This is a genomic window from Arthrobacter sp. YAF16, from assembly GCF_052113385.1.
In the GTDB taxonomy this organism is placed as follows: Bacteria; Actinomycetota; Actinomycetes; order Actinomycetales; family Micrococcaceae; genus Arthrobacter.
In genome coordinates this window covers 40,966-58,343 of sequence record NZ_JBFRDC010000004.1, presented here as the reverse complement: position 1 = coordinate 58,343, position 17,378 = coordinate 40,966, and the positions used below count along the sequence as shown (strand labels likewise).

Below are 17,378 nucleotides of genomic sequence, written 5' to 3'. Positions count from 1 at the left end.
CTCGGTCGACGACGGTGCGAGGGGCCCGCTGTGGAAGGCCTGACTGATGCGGCCACCCTGATCGGCCGATTCGGCGTCGTCCGGGACGTGATCCACTGCCTGCGCGAGGAGGGCAGGGCCGGGGCCTTGATTGTCGGGGGAGCGGGGTCCGGGAAAACTGTCGTCATCAAGGCCGTGCTGGCGGAGCTTCGGCCACAGGGAGCGGTGATCCGCCTCGCCGCCACACCGGCGCTCGCAGCGGTCCGCTTCGGAGCGCTGACGCCCTACCTGGCGGGCCTGCCGGACCACGATCTCGATTCCTATGCGGCCGTGCTGGGGGCGGTGACTGCCAGCCTCAGATCCGAGCCGGCCCTCGCGCTGTTCGTGATCGACGACGCCCAACACCTGGACCGGGGGACTATCCAGCTGATCGCGCAGGCGGTCGCCACCGGCGCGGCGCGGCTGCTCGCCGCCTGTCGGCCTGGTCCGCTGGTCCCCGAGGAGTTCCTGGCGCTCTGGGGCGACGGCCTCATCTCGAAGTTTGACCTGGCCGCCCTGAGCCGGGGTGAGGTGCACCAACTCTGCGAACAGGTGCTGCGGGCGGACGTGTCTCCGTGGGTGAGCGAACTGTTCGCCAAAATGACCGCGGGCAATCCGTTCATGCTGATGTCGCTGATAGACCATGCACGGGACACGGGCGCGATCGGAAAGCGCCGCGGAACGTGGTTCCTCCTGGCCCCGCCGGACCTCGGCGATGTCCCGGCAGCGGATCTGGTGGACCACCAGCTCCGTTCCATGTCAGCGGAGGAAAAAACCGCCGCCGCCATCGTCGCCCTGGCCGGGCCCCTGTCGCTGGGCCAGATTCTCCGGTTCAGCAGCCCCCGTGCCGTCGACGCCCTTGAAATGGCCGGAATCATCACGGTCTCGCGGGACCTGGACCGCATCGTCAGGCCGGCCAGCCCGCTCATCGGCGAAATCATCCGCCGCCGCGTCCCTGCGGGCCGGAGTGTCAGCCTCAGGTCCAGCCTCCTGGCCCTTCCCTGGGTGGGCGCCGTGCACCCGGACGCATTCCTGAACCAGGTGCGCTGGTCGCTGGATTCCGGCGCGGAACCAGCGTCCCCGGAGCTGCTCGCGGCTGCCACGGCCGCCAACGCGGGCCTGGACGCCGCGACGGCGATCCGGGCCGCCGGGGCGATCCAGGAGGACCGGTTCATGTCGGAGGCCAGGATCCAGCTGGCCTATTCCAGCTATATCCTCGGCCGCCACGGGGAGGCGGCCGACTTTCTCGAGGCCGCGCAGCCGTGGCGGTACGGCCGCGCGTCCTATCTCGCCGCACTCCTGGCTGCCCGGCTCGGGAACTTGGTGGCAGGCGTCGATGTGCCGCGTGAGGCTGGCGCCGGGGAACCGATTCCCGGCATCCCGGATGAGCCGGCCTGGGCGGAGGCAAGCGTGGGCCTCGCCACCGCACTCTTGCTGGAGGACTGGGAGGGCAGGACCACGGAGCTTCAGGAGAGGCTTCGGGAGCTGATCACCGCCGCCGACGCCAACGCGGAAATCCGTATCCCGGCGATGTCGCGCCTGGCCGAGGTCTGGACCGCGCAAGGCCGGGTGCTGGAGGGACTGGGTCTCGGCCGGGAGGCCTGGCGCGACGTGCAGGAGGACGGCCTGGTGCTTCCCCTCGTCCACGAGGACGTCCTGGCGCGGTACTGCCTGAGCCTGGTCCGGGCCGGGGAGTGGGAGGAACTCGCTTCGGTCCTGGACGACTATTCCTCGAACCTGGCCCCGCGGCTGGTGTACAGCGGCGGACTGCTGCACGTGATGCGCGGCTACTCCCGGCTGCGGCAGGGGCGGGTCCCGGAAAGCCTGGCGGAGCTGCTGCTCGGCGTCGAAGAACTCCTGATCGCCGACCCCTGGGAACTGTCCGCCTTCGCCCGTGCGGTGACAGCCTACGCCGCCTCCGCCGTCGGGCATCCAGGCGAGGCGGCAGAGCAGGCGCAAGCCTTCCGCAGTGCCGCCTACCGGGCGCCGGAGACACTGCGGCTCCTCGCAGAGGCTTACTGTACCGCCGCCGATCAGGCCTCCGGCGGGGACGCGGACGACGCGCGCCGCGAGCTGGGCCGGCTCGCGGACGAGGCGCAGCAGCAGGGGCTCAGAGCCGTCGAGACCGACATCCGCCGGTTGGCCCTCCGCGGTGGGGACACTGCAGCCGCCGCGGCGCTGGCGGCCAGCAGCGGCGCCGTCGACGTGCCGGAGGCGCGCCTGCTGCGGGCCTACGCGCTCGCCGTCACGGCCGCGGATTCGACGGCGCTCACGGCGCTCAGCGACCAGGCCGTGAACGCGGGGCACCTGCTGCTGGCGCTCGAAGCCGCGCAGCAGGCCGCACGACTACTGGAGAACGACCCGGAAAAATGGAAGCTCACAGCCGTGCAGCGCAAGGTGCACCGCCGGATGGTCGCGGCCGGCATGTCCGGTCCATTGAGCAACGCCCAAGGTGAACACCGTGCCGAGTTGACCGCCCGCGAATCCGAGATCCTGAAGCTGGTGACGGCCGGGGACACGAACGCGGAAATTGCCGCCAAACTCACCGTTTCCCAGCGGACCGTCGAGGGACACCTGTACCGGATCTTCGGGAAGCTCGGCGTCAGTCGCCGCGGCGAACTCGTCGAAATCCAAAAGGATCTTGATTTGCCCTAGCCTCCAGACCGACAGTAACCAAGGCATCGAGGGCGCCCAGTCCCGCAGCTACAGGCGTCCCCCGGTGGCCTGCGTATCGAGCGAGTGACACGAACGCCGGACGAGTATGGCCAAGTAGTTCCGCAGCCAGGAAAGAGGGAGAAGTCGGGTAAATCCTACTCGTGTGCAGATCCGGCCCCCGCGATTGACTTAAGTCAGTCCCGGGAACGACTCAAAAAGTCCTAAAATTAGTATTTAGAGGGCGGTATTGGAACGCGGGCAACCGCAGCAGCCACCGGAAACGCTGGCTGCGTAGACACCTCCCACACCCGAACTCCTTCATTGGAACGGTACGGTGCCGCAGGCGGCAGCCGTACCCCAAAGACGGAGCCGGCGGCGTCAGAGCCTTCTGAGACCGAGGCTCTCCCCCCAGCCGCCGCCGGCTCCCTTTTTACGGTCTGCAGCACGGAAAGTCGGGGGAACTGCCGTAGACGCGGCAACGGACACTGCGCCCGCCCCAGTAGGCGAGGCAACGGTTCGGATCAAAGCCCCGCCAGGGTGCCACGGCACCCGGCGGGGCATTTGACGTTCCGGAACCGTTTCGGGACATGTGCCGGCTTCACCGCGGAGCACAATCCGGCGAGCCGCCAGCGGTACGGATGTCCCTGTGGCCCGCTTGGCCCGACACAACGGCCGGGCCGAAACCGGGCGCCGCCGGAACGTGGGATAATTAGGTCTAATCTGCGTGACGTAATAGGACCAGCCCGGCCGGGCGCCCCCGCTACGCCCAGCGAAAGCCGATCCAGGAGTTACTGCCCATGGTTGCCACACCAGCCCATCTCCTCCGCTCAGCCACGGCGCTGGGCAACGAGGAGGTCCTGCGGATCCGCAACGACTTCCCGATCCTGCACCGGTCCGTCAACGGGCACCCGCTCGTCTACCTGGATTCCGGTGCCACGTCACAGAATCCGCTCAGCGTGCTGGAAGCGGAGCAGGAGTTCTACGAACAGCGGAACTCCGCGGTGCACCGCGGCGCGCACTACCTCGCGGTGGAGGCCACCGAGGCCTTCGAGGACGCCCGGGAGACCGTGGCGGGCTTCATCGGCGCGGACCCGGACGAACTGATCTGGACGTCCAACGCCACCGAGGGCCTGAACCTGCTCAGCTACTCCTTCCTGAACGCCTCCCTGCCCGGCGCCCCGGCGGAAGCTGCCCGCTTCGCGCTGGCCGCCGGCGACGAGATCGTGGTCACCGAGATGGAGCACCACGCCAACCTGATTCCCTGGCAGCAGCTGGCGGACCGGACCGGCGCCGTACTGAAGTTCATCCCGGTCGACGATGCCGGCGCCCTGGACCTCGACGCCGCCGCGCGCCTGATCGGCGGCCGCACCCGCGTGCTGGCCTTCACTCACGCCTCCAACGTCCTGGGGACCATCAACCCGGTGTCCACGCTGGTCCCGCTGGCCCGCGCCGTCGGTGCCCTCGTCGTGCTGGACGCCTGCCAGTCCGCCCCGCACCTGCCCCTCGACGTCAAGGCCCTGGACGTGGACTTCGCCGTTTTCTCGGGGCACAAGATGCTCGGCCCCACCGGAATCGGCGGACTCTACGGGCGCTCGGAACTGCTCAATGCCATGCCTCCCTTCCTGACCGGCGGCTCCATGATCACCACTGTCACGATGGAGCGCGCCGGTTTCCTGCCCAGCCCGCAGCGCTTCGAGGCCGGCACCCAGAAGATCTCCCAGGCCGTGGCGCTCGCCGCCGCCGCCAACTACCTCAGCGAAACCGGCCTGGCCCGGATCCACGCCTGGGAAACGGAACTGGGCCAGCGGCTCGTGGCAGGCCTCGCGGCCATCCCCGGGATCCGCGTGCTGGGCCCGGCGGCGGGGGAGGAACGGATCGGCCTGGCCGCGTTCGACGTCGCCGGAGTGCACGCGCACGACGTCGGGCAGTTCCTGGACAGCCGCGGGATCGCCGTCCGCGTGGGCCACCACTGCGCCCAGCCGCTGCACCGCCGGCTCGGACTCACCGCGAGCACGAGGGCCAGCACCTACCTGTACAACACCACGGACGACGTCGACGCGTTCCTCGACGCCGTCGCCGGGGTCCGCGGATACTTTCAAGCCTGAGGACGGCACTGCATGAGTCTTGACCAGCTGTACCAACAGATCATCCTGGAGCACTCCAAAGCACGCCACGGCAGCGGCCTGGCCGGTGCCGGAGTGCCCGAAGGGGCCAGCAGCGGCCAGTCGCACCAGCTCAACCCGGTCTGCGGCGACGAAATCACGCTGCGGGTGTCGGTGGCAGGCGGAAAGGTCAGCGAGCTGCGCTGGGACGGCGAGGGCTGTTCGATCTCGATGGCGTCGGCCTCCGTGCTGACCGACCTCGCCGAGGGACTGGATCCGGACGAGCTGCGCAGCGTGATCGACAGCTTCCGCGAGGTGCTGCGCTCCCGCGGCAAGGTGCCCGCCGACCCGGAGATCCTGGGCGACGCGGCGGCCTTTGAAGGTGTGTCCCGCTACGCCGCTCGGGTCAAGTGCGCGATGCTCTCCTGGGTCGCTGCCGAGGACGCCCTCGGCCAGGCGGTCGCGGCCCAGAACCGTACCTCCTAGGTCCGTACCTCTTAGGACCCAAGCGGCCAGGACCGCAGGGGCCTCAAGGGGCCCAGCGGCGCCGCCGGACCAGCAATGTGAGCAGGGCGCCGAGGACGGCCCCCAGGGTGTTGGCCAGGACATCGGCCATCGTGGGATAGCGTCCGGGCAGGAAGAGCAACTGTGCAAGTTCGATGGCGCACGAGATCAGGAGCCCGGCGGCCGCGCCGACCCACCAGTAGCCACGGCCGATGATCAAGGCCACGAGGGCGCCCAGCGGAACGAAGAGCAGCACATTGGCGGCGGACTCCACAAAGCCGTAGTCGACCCAGCCGGGAATGCCTCGGCCGTGCAGCCACCTCAACGCCGCGCGCAGCAGCCCGGCGACCGGGCGGTCCACCGGCTGCGGCCACAGGGCGACGGCAGCCAGCACCGCGACGTAGGCGATGAGTCCCCACGTGGCCACGCGCTGGGGCCGCAAGGCATCCCCCTTCGGCAGTGGACAGGCATTTTCCTGAGTCTAGCCCCGCCGCCGCAGCGGGGTTAACCCAACTGGCTCGCAGTTGTTGTCGTTTTGAAGAGTCATAACGTCAACAACTGCGAGCCAGTTGGCCGGGGGAGAGCCGGTCAGTTCAGCAGGCCCGTGATCCCGATCGCCGCCGTCGCCGCGCCGAGCAGCATCGAAATGCTGACCAGCACGACGTGGACGGTGAGGAAGCGGGTGGCCTTGCCGCCGGCGTCGCGCGCCCGCGGGTCCTTCATGACCCGGCGCAGGAACTGGGGCCAGACGGCCAGGGACCAGACGCCGGCCACGATCAGGACGGCGGCCAGGGCACCGGGCAGCTCCATCGCCTAGTGGCTTTCGAGCCAGGCCTGGGCCTGCGTGGACTGGATGTTGAGGGCCTTGCCGACCATCGGCTCGGCCGCGTCGGCGATCTTCCCGCCCAGCAGCGGCACGGACGAGGTGACCGTTCCCTCCAGCTCGATCCGGGTGCTGCCGCCGTCGGCCACGAGGCGCTGCACGGCGTTGACGTCCAGCGGGGCGCCGGCGACCTTCAGCGAGATGTTGCTCTGCCGCGAACCGTCGGCCTCCGGGGCGCCCCAGCTCTCCAGCTGCGTCACCTTCAGGCTCTCACCGACGAACTTACGGGCCAGGTCCGGCATCCGGGTCGTGGGGATGGTGCGGACCGTCGTGGTGTTGAAGGCGCCGGAGGGGTCGCCGTCGACGGTAAACGATTCAAGGGTTCCGCCGACGAGTTCGCTGGTGTGGCGCAGGAAGTCCTCGTTGACGAAAACTGCCGTGACGCTCTCAACGCTGTGCGGAAGGGTGGTGGATGCACTCAGGGCCATTGGGGGTCCTCCATGGGGTGGGGCTGGACGTTTCGGGCTCCCAACATCCTACGCGGTGGGCCCCGCCGGTTCCGATTCGGCGGCTGGCTCCGTCTCTGCGAGGCGCTGCGCCGCTGCCGCGATATTCCGCGACATCGCGGGGAAAATGAGGCTGTGGAACGGCAGGACCGCGAGCCAGTAGAGCTTGCCGCTGAGGCCCTTCGGGAAGAAGATGGCCCGTTGCCGGTAGCGGCTGCCGGTGCCCTCGGGTTCGACCGAAAGTTCCAGCCAGGCCCGGCCGGGTGCCCGCATCTCGGCCCGCAGCCGGAGCAGCCGGCCGCGGTCGATCCGCTCGACCCGCCACCAGTCCACCACCTCGCCTTCGGCCAGCAGGTGCGGGTGCCTCCGGCCGCGCGCCAGGCCCGCGCCGCCGGTGAGCTTGTCCAGCCATCCGCGTACGCTCCAGGCCAGCGGCAGCGAATACCAGCCGTTGCGGCCGCCGATGCCTTCGATGATGGTCCAGACGTGTTTCGGGTCCACCGCACTGGAGTAGCTGCGCTCGTCGAGGTAGACGCGGTGGCCGGCCCACTCCGGATCGCTCGGCAGCGGATCGGCGTCGGCTCCGGCGCTGGCCCAGGTGGTCTCCACCTGGCCGTCCCGTTCCTTGCCCAGCGCCAGGGCGACGGCCCGCCGGTAGGGAGTGAGGCCGCCCTCCGGCAGCGGGATGTAGGAGTCGATGTCATGCTCCCGGGAGACGGCGTCGTGCTGCAGCGACTCCACCAGGGGCAGCGACATGGACAGCGGGATCGGCGTGGTCAGCGCGACCCACATGCCCGCGAGCTTGGGCGCGGGGATGGGAAGGGCAAGCACCACCCGGTGCGGGAGTCCGGCCTCCGCCGCGTACTCCTGCATCATCCCGGCGTAGCTGAGCACCTGCCGTGAGCCGATGTCGAAGGTGCGGTTGATCTTGCCCTCCAGCGACGCCGCACCGACAAGGAAGTACAGAACGTCCCGCACCGCGATGGCCTCGATCTTGTTCCGTACCCAGCTGGGGGCGGGCATCACCGGCAGGGTCTCGGACAGGTGCCGGATCATTTCGAAGGAGGCCGAGCCGGAGCCGATCACCACGCCGGCCTGGAACACGACCGCGTCCACCGGGCCGTCGAGGAAGACCTTGCCCACGGCCTCGCGGGAGCGCATGTGGGTGGAGAGCTCGGCGCCGGAGGGGTGCAGCCCGCCGAGGTAGACGATCCGGTCCACGCCGGCCCCCGCGGCCGCCTGCGCCGCCGTCTCGGCCATCGCCTTTTCCTTCGCCTCGAACCCGGCGCCGCCGGCCATCGAGTGGACCAGGTAGTAGAGCACGTCGACGCCGGCCAGCGCCTCCTGCAGCGCCGCGCCGTCGTCGAGGCTGCTCTGGACCACCTCGACCTGGTCCAGCCAGGGGACGCCGGCGATTTTGGCCGGGGTGCGGACCAGGACCTTCACCCGGTGGCCGGCCTCAAGCAGCCGGGGGACCAGCCGGCCGCCGATGTAACCGGTGGCGCCGGTCACGAGCACGGTCTTCGGGTTCGTGGCGTTGGGGGTGCCGTTCATGGGTGGCTCCTTCATCATTGCGGATATAAGCCATTCGGAGCGCCGGCCGCGCTGGACTGCAGCCTGGACGGCCGGATCCCCGTCCTGCCAGCTTAGTCCCGGGTGCCGGCCCGCCTCCGGGTCGCGGTAGGCTGGAAGTACCCGGGATTCTTGCGAATTTCGGGTATTCGTGTTGCCTGCATGCCCGTGATCACCCCAGGAGTTCCCGCCATGAGCCTCAACGGCCCTTCTCTCACCGGTCTGCGGCGTGTCCTCGCCGAGGACACGTCCTTTGCCCGGGTGCAGGCCGAAGCGTCCCGGCCGTTCACGGCCCGCAGCGAGGACTACCAGATCAGCGCCCCCGCCGGGCTGCGCGCTGCGCTGCTCGCGGAGATGGCCGACGGCCTCGCGTCCGACGGCGGGGCTGCCGACGGCGCCGCCGCCCCGGTGGTGCTGGCCGTCACCGCCACCGGCCGCGAGGCCGAAGACCTTGCCGCCGCGCTGGGCGCCTTCCTGCCGGCCGGCACGGTCGCGGAATTCCCCAGCTGGGAGACCCTGCCGCACGAGCGGCTCTCGCCACGCTCGGACACCGTCGGCCGCCGGCTCTCCGTGCTCCGCCGCCTCGCGCACCCCGAGGCCGGGGGCGCCCTGCGCGTCGTCGTCGCCCCGGTCCGGGCCGTGGTGCAGCCGATCGTGGCCGGGCTCGGCGAGCTGGTCCCGGTGACCCTCAAGCTCGGCCAGGAGGTCCCGTTCGGCGACGTCGTGAAGAACCTCGCCGACGCCGCCTACGCCCGGGTGGACATGGTCACCCGGCGCGGTGAATTCGCGGTCCGCGGCGGCATGCTGGACGTTTTCCCGCCCACCGAGGACCACCCGATCCGGGTGGAATTCTTCGGCGACGAGGTCGAGCAGATGCGCTGGTTCGCCGTCGCCGACCAGCGCTCGCTAACCGCGCCGGGCGTGCACCACCCCACCGAACTGCACGCCCCGCCCTGCCGCGAAATCCTGATCACGCCCTCGGTGATGTCCCGGGCCGCGACGCTGAAGTCCCAGCTGCCGGCCGCGGCGGACATGCTGGAAAAGATCGCCGGCGGCATCGCCGTCGAGGGAATGGAATCCCTGGCCCCGGTGCTGGTCGATTCCATGGTGCCCTTCCTGGACCAGTTCCCGGAGGGCTCCATCTCGGTGGTGATTGAACCCGAAAAGGTCCGCACCCGCGCCCACGACCTCGCCGCCACCAACGAGGAGTTCCTCGAGGCAGCCTGGTCCACGGCCTCCGACGGCGGGACCGCCCCGCTGGATTTGAGCTCCGCGGCCTCGGAGGCCCTGCACTCGGCGAGCTTCCGCTCGCTGGGCGAGACCCGCAGCACAGCCCTCGCGCACGGAGTCTCCTGGTGGTCCATCACCTCGCTCGCCAGCGACGAGGAACTGCTGCCGGAGATCGACGTGCTGAACCTGCACGCCCGCGAACCCCGCGGCTACCAGGGCGACGTGGCCGAGATGATGGACTTCATCGGTTCGCACGTGCGGGACCAGTGGCGGATCGTCGTCGCCACCGAGGGCCCCGGCCCGGCGCAGCGCCTCGCCGAACTGTTCCACGACAACGACATCCCGTGCGCCCGGGTGGAAACCCTCGACGCCGACCCGCAGCCCGGCCTGATCGAGGTGACCACCGCCGCCGTCGGCCGCGGTTTCGTCCTTGACCGGCTCAAGGTGGCCCTGCTGACCGAGGCCGACCTGCTGGGCCGCACCTCCGCCGGGTCCACCAAGGACATGCGCCGGATGCCGTCCAAGCGGCGCAACGCCGTGGACCCGCTGCAACTGCTGGCCGGCGACTTCGTGGTGCACGAACAGCACGGCATCGGCCGGTTCGTGGAGCTGATCCAGCGCAAGGTCGCGGGCGGGGGAGACGGCGTGCGCGAATACCTGGTGCTCGAATACGCGCCTTCCAAGCGCGGTGCCCCGGGTGACCGGCTCTTCGTCCCCACCGACCAGCTGGACCAGGTCACCCGCTACGTCGGCGGCGACACCCCGGTGCTGAGCAAGATGGGCGGCTCGGACTGGGCCAGCACCAAGTCCAAGGCGCGCAAGGCCGTCAAGGAGATCGCCGGCGAACTGATCCGGCTGTACTCGGCCCGGATGGCCTCCCGCGGCCACGCCTTCGGCCCCGACACCCCGTGGCAGCGCGAACTCGAGGAGGCCTTCCCCTACGTGGAGACCCCGGATCAGCTGACCACCATCAACGAGGTCAAGGCGGACATGGAACGGGAGATCCCGATGGACCGCCTGGTCTCCGGCGACGTCGGCTACGGCAAGACCGAGATTGCCGTCCGGGCGGCGTTCAAGGCAGTCCAGGACGGCAAGCAGGTGGCCGTGCTGGTGCCCACCACGCTGCTGGCGCAGCAGCACTACGAGACCTTCACCGAGCGCTTCTCCGGCTTCCCGCTGCGGGTCAAGCCGCTGTCCCGCTTCCAGGGCGCCAAGGAGGCCAAGGAAACGGCCGAGGGAGTGAAGAACGGCTCGGTGGACGTCGTGATTGGCACGCACCGGCTGCTGTCCAAGGACTTCGCGTTCAAGGACCTGGGGCTCGTGATCGTGGACGAGGAGCAGCGCTTCGGCGTCGAACACAAGGAAGCGCTGAAGAAGATGCGCACCAACGTGGACGTCCTGGCCATGAGCGCCACCCCCATCCCGCGCACCCTGGAGATGTCGCTGACCGGCATCCGCGAAACGTCCACGCTGGCGACCCCGCCGGAGGAGCGGCACCCCGTGCTCACCTACGTCGGCCCTTACACGGACAAGCAGACGTCGGCCGCGATCCGCCGCGAGCTGATGCGCGAAGGACAGGTCTTCTTCGTGCATAACCGGGTTTCCACGATCGAACGCACGGCCGCAAAGATCCGCGAACTGGTCCCGGAAGCCCGCGTCGAGGTGGCGCACGGCAAGATGTCCGAAAGCCGGCTGGAACAGATCATCGTGGACTTCTGGGAGAAGCGCTTCGACGTCCTGGTCTGCACCACCATCATCGAGACCGGGCTGGACATCTCCAACGCCAACACCCTGATTGTCGACGGCGCGGACAAGTACGGGCTCTCCCAGCTGCACCAGCTGCGCGGGCGCGTGGGCCGCGGCCGGGAACGGGCCTACGCCTACTTCCTCTACCCCTCCGAAAAGCCGCTGGGCGAGGTGGCGCTGGAACGGCTCAAGGCCGTAGCGACGCACAACGAACTCGGCGCCGGCATGCAGCTGGCCATGAAGGACCTCGAGATCCGCGGCGCCGGCAACCTGCTCGGCGGCGAGCAGTCCGGCCACATCCAGGGCGTCGGCTTCGACCTCTACATCCGGCTGGTCGGCGAGGCCGTGGCGGACTACCGGGGCGAGGCCGAGGAGAAGGCCGCGGAGATGAAGATCGAGCTGCCGGTCAACGCGCACCTGCCGCACGACTACGTACCCGGTGAGCGGTTGCGCCTCGAGGCCTACCGGAAGCTGGCCGCGGCACTGAGCAATGAGGCGATCGAGGAGGTCGAGGCCGAGCTCGTGGACCGCTACGGGGAGCTGCCGCTGCCGGCGAAGAACCTCATCGCGGTGGCCCGTTTCCGGGTCGGGGCGCGCGAGGCCGGCCTCACTGACGTCGCCCTGCAGGGCAACTTCATCAAGTTCTCGCCGGCCCAGCTGCCGGAGTCCAAGCTGATGCGGCTGGCCCGGATGTACCCCGGCTCGCAGGCGAAACCGGCTTTGGACGCGGTGCTGATCCCCAAGCCCAAGACGGCCCGGATCGGCGGCCGCGACTTGCAGGATGCCGAGATCCTGGCCTGGGCCAACGGCGTGATCGAGGCGATCTTCTCCGACGTCCCGCTCTCGGTGGGCTAAACCGTGATGGGAGGACACCACGCCGCGTCCGGGGCCGCGGCGTGGGTGGCTATTGCCTCGACCGGGCCCTACGCGCTGGGCTGGTATCCGCTGGATGCAACCGGCATCGTGATCGGCGGGATGGCAACGGCCGGGACTGCGCTGGTCTGCGACTGGGACCACCGCTCCAGCACGGTGGCGCATGCCCTGCCGCCGCTCTCGAACATGATCGCCGTGGGGATCGAGAATGCCTCCGGCGGCCACCGCCAGGGCACCCACTCGGTCCTCGGCGCCGCGTTCTTCGTGCTGCTCGCGGCCATGGCCGGGCAGGCCCAGCTGCAGACGGACTGGGGGCTGCTCTCCGTGGGCGCAGGGCTGCTGTGCATGTTCATGATCAACATTGCCGCAAAGGCGCTGAAGCTGTTTCCCAAGTACGGCTGGATCAGCAACTGGATCTTCGCCCTGACCATGGCGGGCCTGGTGACCTGGTTCGCGCCGCACCAGTGGTCCTGGCTGCCGGTGTCGATGCTCACCGGCGTCCTGGTGCACATCGTGGGCGACATGATCACCACCGGGGGAGTGCCGCTGCTCTGGCCGCTGGTGGTCAAGCCGCCGAAGTTCCTGCGCAGGCTGCCGCTGGTCAAGGACGTCTGGAAGGCCAACGGGGCATTTTCCATCCCGCTGCTGGGCCGGGCCGGCTCGCGGCGCGAATGGTTCGTGCTGATCCCGGTCAGCGCGTACGCCATGGTCGGGATGTTCTCCGCCGTGCTTGCCCTGGCCAAGGGGCACTTCCCGGCCGCCCTCGCGCTGGGGACCGCGCTGGTCAGCCGCCTGCTGGCCGTCGTCGGCGGCTAGGGCCGCCGCGCTTTTCCGCTGCGGTTCCGGACGTGCGCGGCCCGGATCCCGGGTGCCTTAGCCCGCATCCGCCGCGCTTGTCCGGACCGGCCGCTTAAACAACTGAAGCCCCGGAAAACCGGGGCTTCAGTTCGAAACGTGGTTAGCTCTCGCCTGCGGAGTCGGAGCGGCCCGTGATGGTCTGCGGGATCCAGAACGCCAGGGCGAACAGGATGAGGCAGGCGGCCATCGGCCAGGGGTTGCCCAGGCTGAGGAAGGACAGCGAATACAGGGCGCCGAAGAACAGGGCCATCATCAGGACAAACAGCACGACGCTGGATGCCAGGCTGTTTTCGCCGCGCTGGGTCTTGGTGGTGTTGCTGGACATTCGTTCCTCCTCGGCCCCGCGGGGCTCAAAAACTGTGGCGGCAGCGGCTGTGACCGGTGCACGGTCAGTACGCGGACGAACCCTGTTCGCCCTTGACGATCGCGATGCCGGAGCTGGCGCCAATACGTGTTGCACCTGCAGCAATCATAGCCTGCGCGTCGGCGAGCGAACGCACGCCGCCCGAGGCCTTGACACCGAGCCCCGGACCCACGGTGCGGCGCATCAGGGCGACGTCCTCGGCCGTGGCTCCGCCGCCGTTGAATCCGGTGGAGGTCTTCACGAAGTCCGCGCCGGCCTCGACGGCGGCCTCGCAGGCGAGGACCTTCTGGGCGTCGTCGAGCAGTGCGGTCTCGATGATGACCTTCAGGATGGCGCCGCCGGAGTGGACGGCCTCGGCGACGGCGCGGATGTCATCCACCAGGGCGCCTTTGTCGTTTGCCCGTGCCGCGGCGATGTTGATCACCATGTCGATCTCGTCGGCGCCGTCGAGCACCGCGCCGCGGGCTTCGAAGGCCTTGACGTCGCTGGGGGTGGCGCCCAGCGGGAAGCCGATCACGGAGCAGCTCAGCACGCCGGAACCCCTGAGCGCGGTCTTGACGGTCTTGACCCAGATGGGGTTCACGCAGACGGACTTGAAGTGGTACTCGGCCGCCTCGGCGCAGACCTTCAGGACCTCGGCCTCACTGGCCTCCGGCTTGAGCAGGGTGTGGTCGATGTACGAGGCAATGTTGCCCGCAGCGCCCTGGTTGTCGGTGCCGGCGGCGTCGGTGGCCGTGTTGGCTTCGTTGCTCATGATGGTCCCTTTCCTGGCGGACCTGGTTCATGCCCGGTCCGGCGTGCTGACACGGCGTGTGTCGTGGCTTCTCAGTGCACCATCTTGCCATAACGCCACCCGGCCGGCGTCGGGCCTACGCCGCCTGCGCGAGGGGCTCTGAGAGGGACGCCTGAAGCAGCGCCGCGGCGCAGACGCCGGCGGCGGAACCGGCGGCGACCAGCAGGCCCAGCCGTACGCCGTCGTACGCCGCCGCGTCGCCGATGGCCCAGATCCCCGGCACGGAGGTGCGGTAGTCCGTGCCCACCACGATGCCGCCCTGCGGCGCGGTGGCCAGGCCGGCGGTGCGGGCGAGGCTGTCGCGGGAAACGCGCTCTTCGGCGAGGACTACGAGGTCCCCGCTCATGCTGGAGCCGTCGTCGAACACGATCCCGGCGGCGGGCAGCGCGGAGCCGGCGAGGGTGGGGACGACGGCGGACGGGCGCAGCGTGGTGCGGACGGGCCGGACGCCGCGCGCCCGGAGCACCGCCTCGGCCTGGCCCGCGGCGGTGCCGGTGCCCACCAGGATGCCCAGCGGCCTGCGGCCCAGGACCCGGGTGACGTCCTTGACGGCGTCGCCCAGGCGGGTGGCGTCATCAATCGTGGAGTAGCTGAGGCAGCGGCCCGCACCCTCGATCGGCGCGAGGGCCGGCGTCGAACCGGTGGCGATTACCAGCTGGTCGTAGCTGAACTCGAGGCCGTCCGCGGTGGTGACCCGCCGCTCCGTCGCGTCGATGAAGCTGGCAGGCTGCCCGAAGCGGACCGAGACCTGGGGCAGGGCGGCGAGTTCCAGCAGCTCCTCCGGGGCATCGTCGCGGTTGCTGAGCACGGTGATGCCGCCGGCGAAAGGGGTGCGCGTGAGCTGGCGGACCAGCGCCTGGGCGGCCGGGCCGGCCCCGGCGACGACGATCCGCGGCCGGGTCTGGGCGGTGGCGGACACGGTGGAGATGGCGGAGGCTTCCGTAACGGACATGTGCTGGCCCTTTCGCTGGTGGGCCGGATGTGGCCCGTGTTCTTGATGTTCCCCAGCGTAGGGGGCCGGCTTTTCGTGGAGGTTTCCGCGGTGTTGCAGTATTTTCGCGCTTCGTTCGCCAGTTGTTACCAGCTGGTAATGCCGTGGGTCACACCCGGATCCGGTAGCCGCGCTTGACCACCGTCTCCACCAGGCTGCCGTCCGGCAGCGCGGAGCGGAGCCTGCTGACGGTCATGTCCAGGGCGTGGACCGATCCGCGCAGCTCCAGCAGTTCGGAGAGCGCGTCGCGGGACAGCACGGCCCCACCGGCACCCAGCAGCGCCCGCAGCAACAAGAGCGGCGCCGGGGCCAGCTCCACGGCCTCGCCGTCGATCCGCAGCGACCTGCCGCGCAGCTCCACCGCGCCCGAGGCGGTATCCAGCCGCCGTACATGGTTCAGGGCCAGGTGTTCCACGACCAGCCGGATCAGGGCGCCCATCCGAAACCGTTCCGGGATCAGCGGCTGCACCCCGGCGTCGAGCAGCGGCTGGGCGGTGATGGGTCCGACGACGGCGGTGGCCACCGTGGTCTTCAGGCTCTCCACAAGCTGTTTGTAGAGGCCCATCTCGTGCGCCGTGCTCCACAGCGCATCGACGGCGGGGGCGCTTGTGAAGGTCAGCACGTCCAGGTTGCCGCCGCACGCCGCCTCGATCAGTTTCGGCAGCCGGTCCGCGCCGTCGGGCTTGACCCAGCGGTACGGAGTGACGGTCATGACGTTGGCGCCGGACATCCGCAGCCGCTCCAGCTGCCGGACATCGGTGTAGCCGTGCAGCTGCACGGCGACGGTCTTGCCCCGCACCCCCTCGGCCAGCAGCATGTCCACCAGGGTGGAGGTGGTCTCGTCGCTGCTGATCCCGACGTCGGCCAGGCCGGCCGCGCGGACGGCGCCGCGGGCCTTGGGGCCGCGGACGAACATCCGGGTGGCGCCGAGGGTTTCCAGCAGCTGTTCGCCGATGCCGAAGGTGTCCGCCGCCTCGCACCAGCGGCGCATGCCGTAGGCGGTGGTGGCGATGCAGAGCTCCGGCCGGGCCTCGATGATGGCGCGGGTATCCTCGATCAGCCGCAGGTCTTCCTGGACCGGGGCGATCTTCAGCGCCGGGGCGTGCAGCACCTCCGCGCCGCGCCGTTCCAGGGCCTCGATCAGGTCCTGGGAACGGCGGTGCGAGGTGACCCCGATCCTGAAGCCCTCCAGCGGCAGCTCAGCCTTCTCCGGCGCTTCCTCTGTGGCGGTTGCCCCGGGCGAGGGTGCTCCGGCGGCCTGCGCTCCCGGGCCGGCGGCGGCAATGGCCTCCAGCGCGCTCACGGCGCTCACGCTCCCATCAGGGACGCGGCGAGGCGGTCCAGTTCGGCTTCGGCTTCGGCACAGCCGCGGTTGGCCTCGGCCACCCTCACCACCTCGCCGATCACCAGCACGGCGGGGTTGCTGCAGTCCGCGGCCGCCGTCGTAATGCTGCCCAGTTCGGCGATGGTGGTCCGCTGGCCCGGGCGGTAGCCGCGTTCGACGACGGCCATCGGCATGTCCGCGCGCATCCCGGCGCGCCGCAGTCCCGCGGCCAGCTGGTGCAGGGTGCCAATGCCCATCAGCACCACGATGGTGCCGCCCAGCCCGGCCAAGTGCGTGTGTTCCTTCTCGGTCAGCGGGGCGTGGCCGGAAACCACGGTGAACATGTGGCTGACCTCGCGGTGCGTGACCGGGATCCCGGCCGCGGCGGGGACGGAGATGGCGCTGGTGACCCCGGAGACCACCCGCACGGGCACGCCCGCCTTCACGCAGGCGGCCACTTCCTCGCCGCCCCGGCCGAAGACGTACGGGTCCCCGCCCTTGAGCCGGACCACGTTCTTCCCGGCCAGGGCTGCGTCGACCATGAGCTCCTCAATACCGGACTGGCTGACGGGGTGGTGGCCGGGCCGCTTGCCCACATCCACGAGCTCCGCCGTCGTCAGTGCGGGCAGTTCCTGGTAGGGGGCGAGCCGGTCATAGAACACGACGTCGGCGCCCCGCAGCGCCTGGACGGCCGCCACGGTCAGCAATTCAGTGGTCCCGGGTCCGCCGCCCACCAGGGTGACATGGCCGGCGGGGCCGGCGGCGGGCTCTGCCGCGACCGGGATGCCGGTCTCGTGGCAGCGCTCCAGCAGGGCCGCCCAGCCCGGCTGGCCGTCGTCGACCGCGGCGACCAGGAAGGGACGCTCCGGCAGCGCGCCGTCGTGCGCTCCGCCGTCCGGGCGGCTGAGCCGGGACACCACGGCCCCGGCCGCCTGGTAGCGCCGGACGGCCTGGCGGGCGGCGGTGTCCGCGCCGGTGACGAGGACTTCGCGGCCGCTGAGATCGATGCTGAGCTGCAT

14 protein-coding genes are annotated in these 17,378 nt (G+C 70.1%); 5 read left to right on the top strand and 9 right to left on the bottom strand.

Annotated features, from left to right (window positions below):
- The first annotated feature begins 30 nt into the window (after window positions 1-30).
- From AB4Y91_RS10595 to sufU, 3 genes are all read left to right on the top strand, one after another.
- Window positions 31-2,673: a LuxR C-terminal-related transcriptional regulator gene (locus tag AB4Y91_RS10595; protein ID WP_441418441.1), complete on the top strand. Its 2,643-nt coding sequence runs from the start codon at window positions 31-33 to the stop codon at window positions 2,671-2,673.
- 791 nt (window positions 2,674-3,464) lie between these two features.
- On the top strand, window positions 3,465-4,778 hold the full coding sequence (locus AB4Y91_RS10590) for a SufS family cysteine desulfurase (protein WP_441418564.1): 1,314 nt from the start codon (window positions 3,465-3,467) through the stop codon (window positions 4,776-4,778).
- A gap of 12 nt (window positions 4,779-4,790) precedes the next feature.
- Entirely contained in the window at window positions 4,791-5,261 is a 471-nt protein-coding gene (gene sufU / locus AB4Y91_RS10585) for a Fe-S cluster assembly sulfur transfer protein SufU (RefSeq protein ID WP_441418440.1), read from the top strand.
- A 43-nt stretch (window positions 5,262-5,304) separates the two neighbouring features.
- On the opposite strand, the gene AB4Y91_RS10580 is transcribed toward sufU, so the two are convergent.
- From AB4Y91_RS10580 to AB4Y91_RS10565, 4 genes are all read right to left on the bottom strand, one after another.
- Entirely contained in the window at window positions 5,305-5,721 is a 417-nt protein-coding gene (locus AB4Y91_RS10580; protein ID WP_441418439.1) for a VanZ family protein, read from the bottom strand.
- 146 nt (window positions 5,722-5,867) lie between these two features.
- Complete coding sequence (locus tag AB4Y91_RS10575; protein ID WP_441418438.1) at window positions 5,868-6,089, bottom strand: SCO4848 family membrane protein; 222 nt, start codon at window positions 6,087-6,089, stop codon at window positions 5,868-5,870.
- A gap of 3 nt (window positions 6,090-6,092) precedes the next feature.
- Window positions 6,093-6,590, bottom strand: coding sequence for a DUF2505 domain-containing protein (locus AB4Y91_RS10570; RefSeq protein ID WP_441418437.1), 498 nt, complete (start codon window positions 6,588-6,590; stop codon window positions 6,093-6,095).
- A gap of 48 nt (window positions 6,591-6,638) precedes the next feature.
- Complete coding sequence (locus AB4Y91_RS10565; RefSeq protein ID WP_441418436.1) at window positions 6,639-8,162, bottom strand: SDR family oxidoreductase; 1,524 nt, start codon at window positions 8,160-8,162, stop codon at window positions 6,639-6,641.
- 210 nt (window positions 8,163-8,372) lie between these two features.
- Between AB4Y91_RS10565 and mfd the strand changes: the two genes are divergently transcribed.
- A complete protein-coding gene (gene mfd, locus AB4Y91_RS10560; RefSeq protein ID WP_441418435.1) occupies window positions 8,373-12,011 on the top strand; it encodes a transcription-repair coupling factor in 3,639 nt (1,212 codons plus the stop codon).
- A 6-nt stretch (window positions 12,012-12,017) separates the two neighbouring features.
- Window positions 12,018-12,845, top strand: coding sequence for a metal-dependent hydrolase (locus AB4Y91_RS10555; protein ID WP_441418563.1), 828 nt, complete (start codon window positions 12,018-12,020; stop codon window positions 12,843-12,845).
- A gap of 142 nt (window positions 12,846-12,987) precedes the next feature.
- On the opposite strand, the gene AB4Y91_RS10550 is transcribed toward AB4Y91_RS10555, so the two are convergent.
- The 5 genes from AB4Y91_RS10550 to cobA form a co-directional block, all read right to left on the bottom strand.
- Complete coding sequence (locus tag AB4Y91_RS10550) at window positions 12,988-13,212, bottom strand: hypothetical protein (protein WP_175322755.1); 225 nt, start codon at window positions 13,210-13,212, stop codon at window positions 12,988-12,990.
- A 64-nt stretch (window positions 13,213-13,276) separates the two neighbouring features.
- The gene (gene deoC, locus AB4Y91_RS10545) at window positions 13,277-14,005 is read right to left on the bottom strand and encodes a deoxyribose-phosphate aldolase (protein ID WP_441418434.1); all 729 of its coding nucleotides are present in this window, start codon (window positions 14,003-14,005) and stop codon (window positions 13,277-13,279) included.
- Window positions 14,006-14,120: 115 nt separating this feature from the next.
- A complete protein-coding gene (locus tag AB4Y91_RS10540; protein WP_441418433.1) occupies window positions 14,121-14,996 on the bottom strand; it encodes an FAD-dependent oxidoreductase in 876 nt (291 codons plus the stop codon).
- Between the two features lie 148 nt (window positions 14,997-15,144).
- Window positions 15,145-16,233, bottom strand: coding sequence for a uroporphyrinogen-III synthase (locus AB4Y91_RS10535; RefSeq protein WP_441418562.1), 1,089 nt, complete (start codon window positions 16,231-16,233; stop codon window positions 15,145-15,147).
- A gap of 110 nt (window positions 16,234-16,343) precedes the next feature.
- Window positions 16,344-17,378 carry a uroporphyrinogen-III C-methyltransferase gene (gene cobA, locus AB4Y91_RS10530; protein WP_441418432.1) on the bottom strand — a complete coding sequence of 345 codons (1,035 nt, stop codon included), beginning with the start codon at window positions 17,376-17,378 and terminating at the stop codon, window positions 16,344-16,346.

Coding starts and splice junctions, on each gene's coding strand:
- sufU (WP_441418440.1), top strand. CDS start 4,791: ATGAGTCTTGACCAGCTGTACCAACAGATCATCCTGGAGCACTCCAAA.
- AB4Y91_RS10575 (WP_441418438.1), bottom strand. CDS start 6,089: ATGGAGCTGCCCGGTGCCCTGGCCGCCGTCCTGATCGTGGCCGGCGTC.
- AB4Y91_RS10570 (WP_441418437.1), bottom strand. CDS start 6,590: ATGGCCCTGAGTGCATCCACCACCCTTCCGCACAGCGTTGAGAGCGTC.
- AB4Y91_RS10565 (WP_441418436.1), bottom strand. CDS start 8,162: ATGAACGGCACCCCCAACGCCACGAACCCGAAGACCGTGCTCGTGACC.
- mfd (WP_441418435.1), top strand. CDS start 8,373: ATGAGCCTCAACGGCCCTTCTCTCACCGGTCTGCGGCGTGTCCTCGCC.
- AB4Y91_RS10555 (WP_441418563.1), top strand. CDS start 12,018: ATGGGAGGACACCACGCCGCGTCCGGGGCCGCGGCGTGGGTGGCTATT.
- AB4Y91_RS10550 (WP_175322755.1), bottom strand. CDS start 13,212: ATGTCCAGCAACACCACCAAGACCCAGCGCGGCGAAAACAGCCTGGCA.
- deoC (WP_441418434.1), bottom strand. CDS start 14,005: ATGAGCAACGAAGCCAACACGGCCACCGACGCCGCCGGCACCGACAAC.
- AB4Y91_RS10540 (WP_441418433.1), bottom strand. CDS start 14,996: ATGTCCGTTACGGAAGCCTCCGCCATCTCCACCGTGTCCGCCACCGCC.
- cobA (WP_441418432.1), bottom strand. CDS start 17,378: ATGCAGCTCAGCATCGATCTCAGCGGCCGCGAAGTCCTCGTCACCGGC.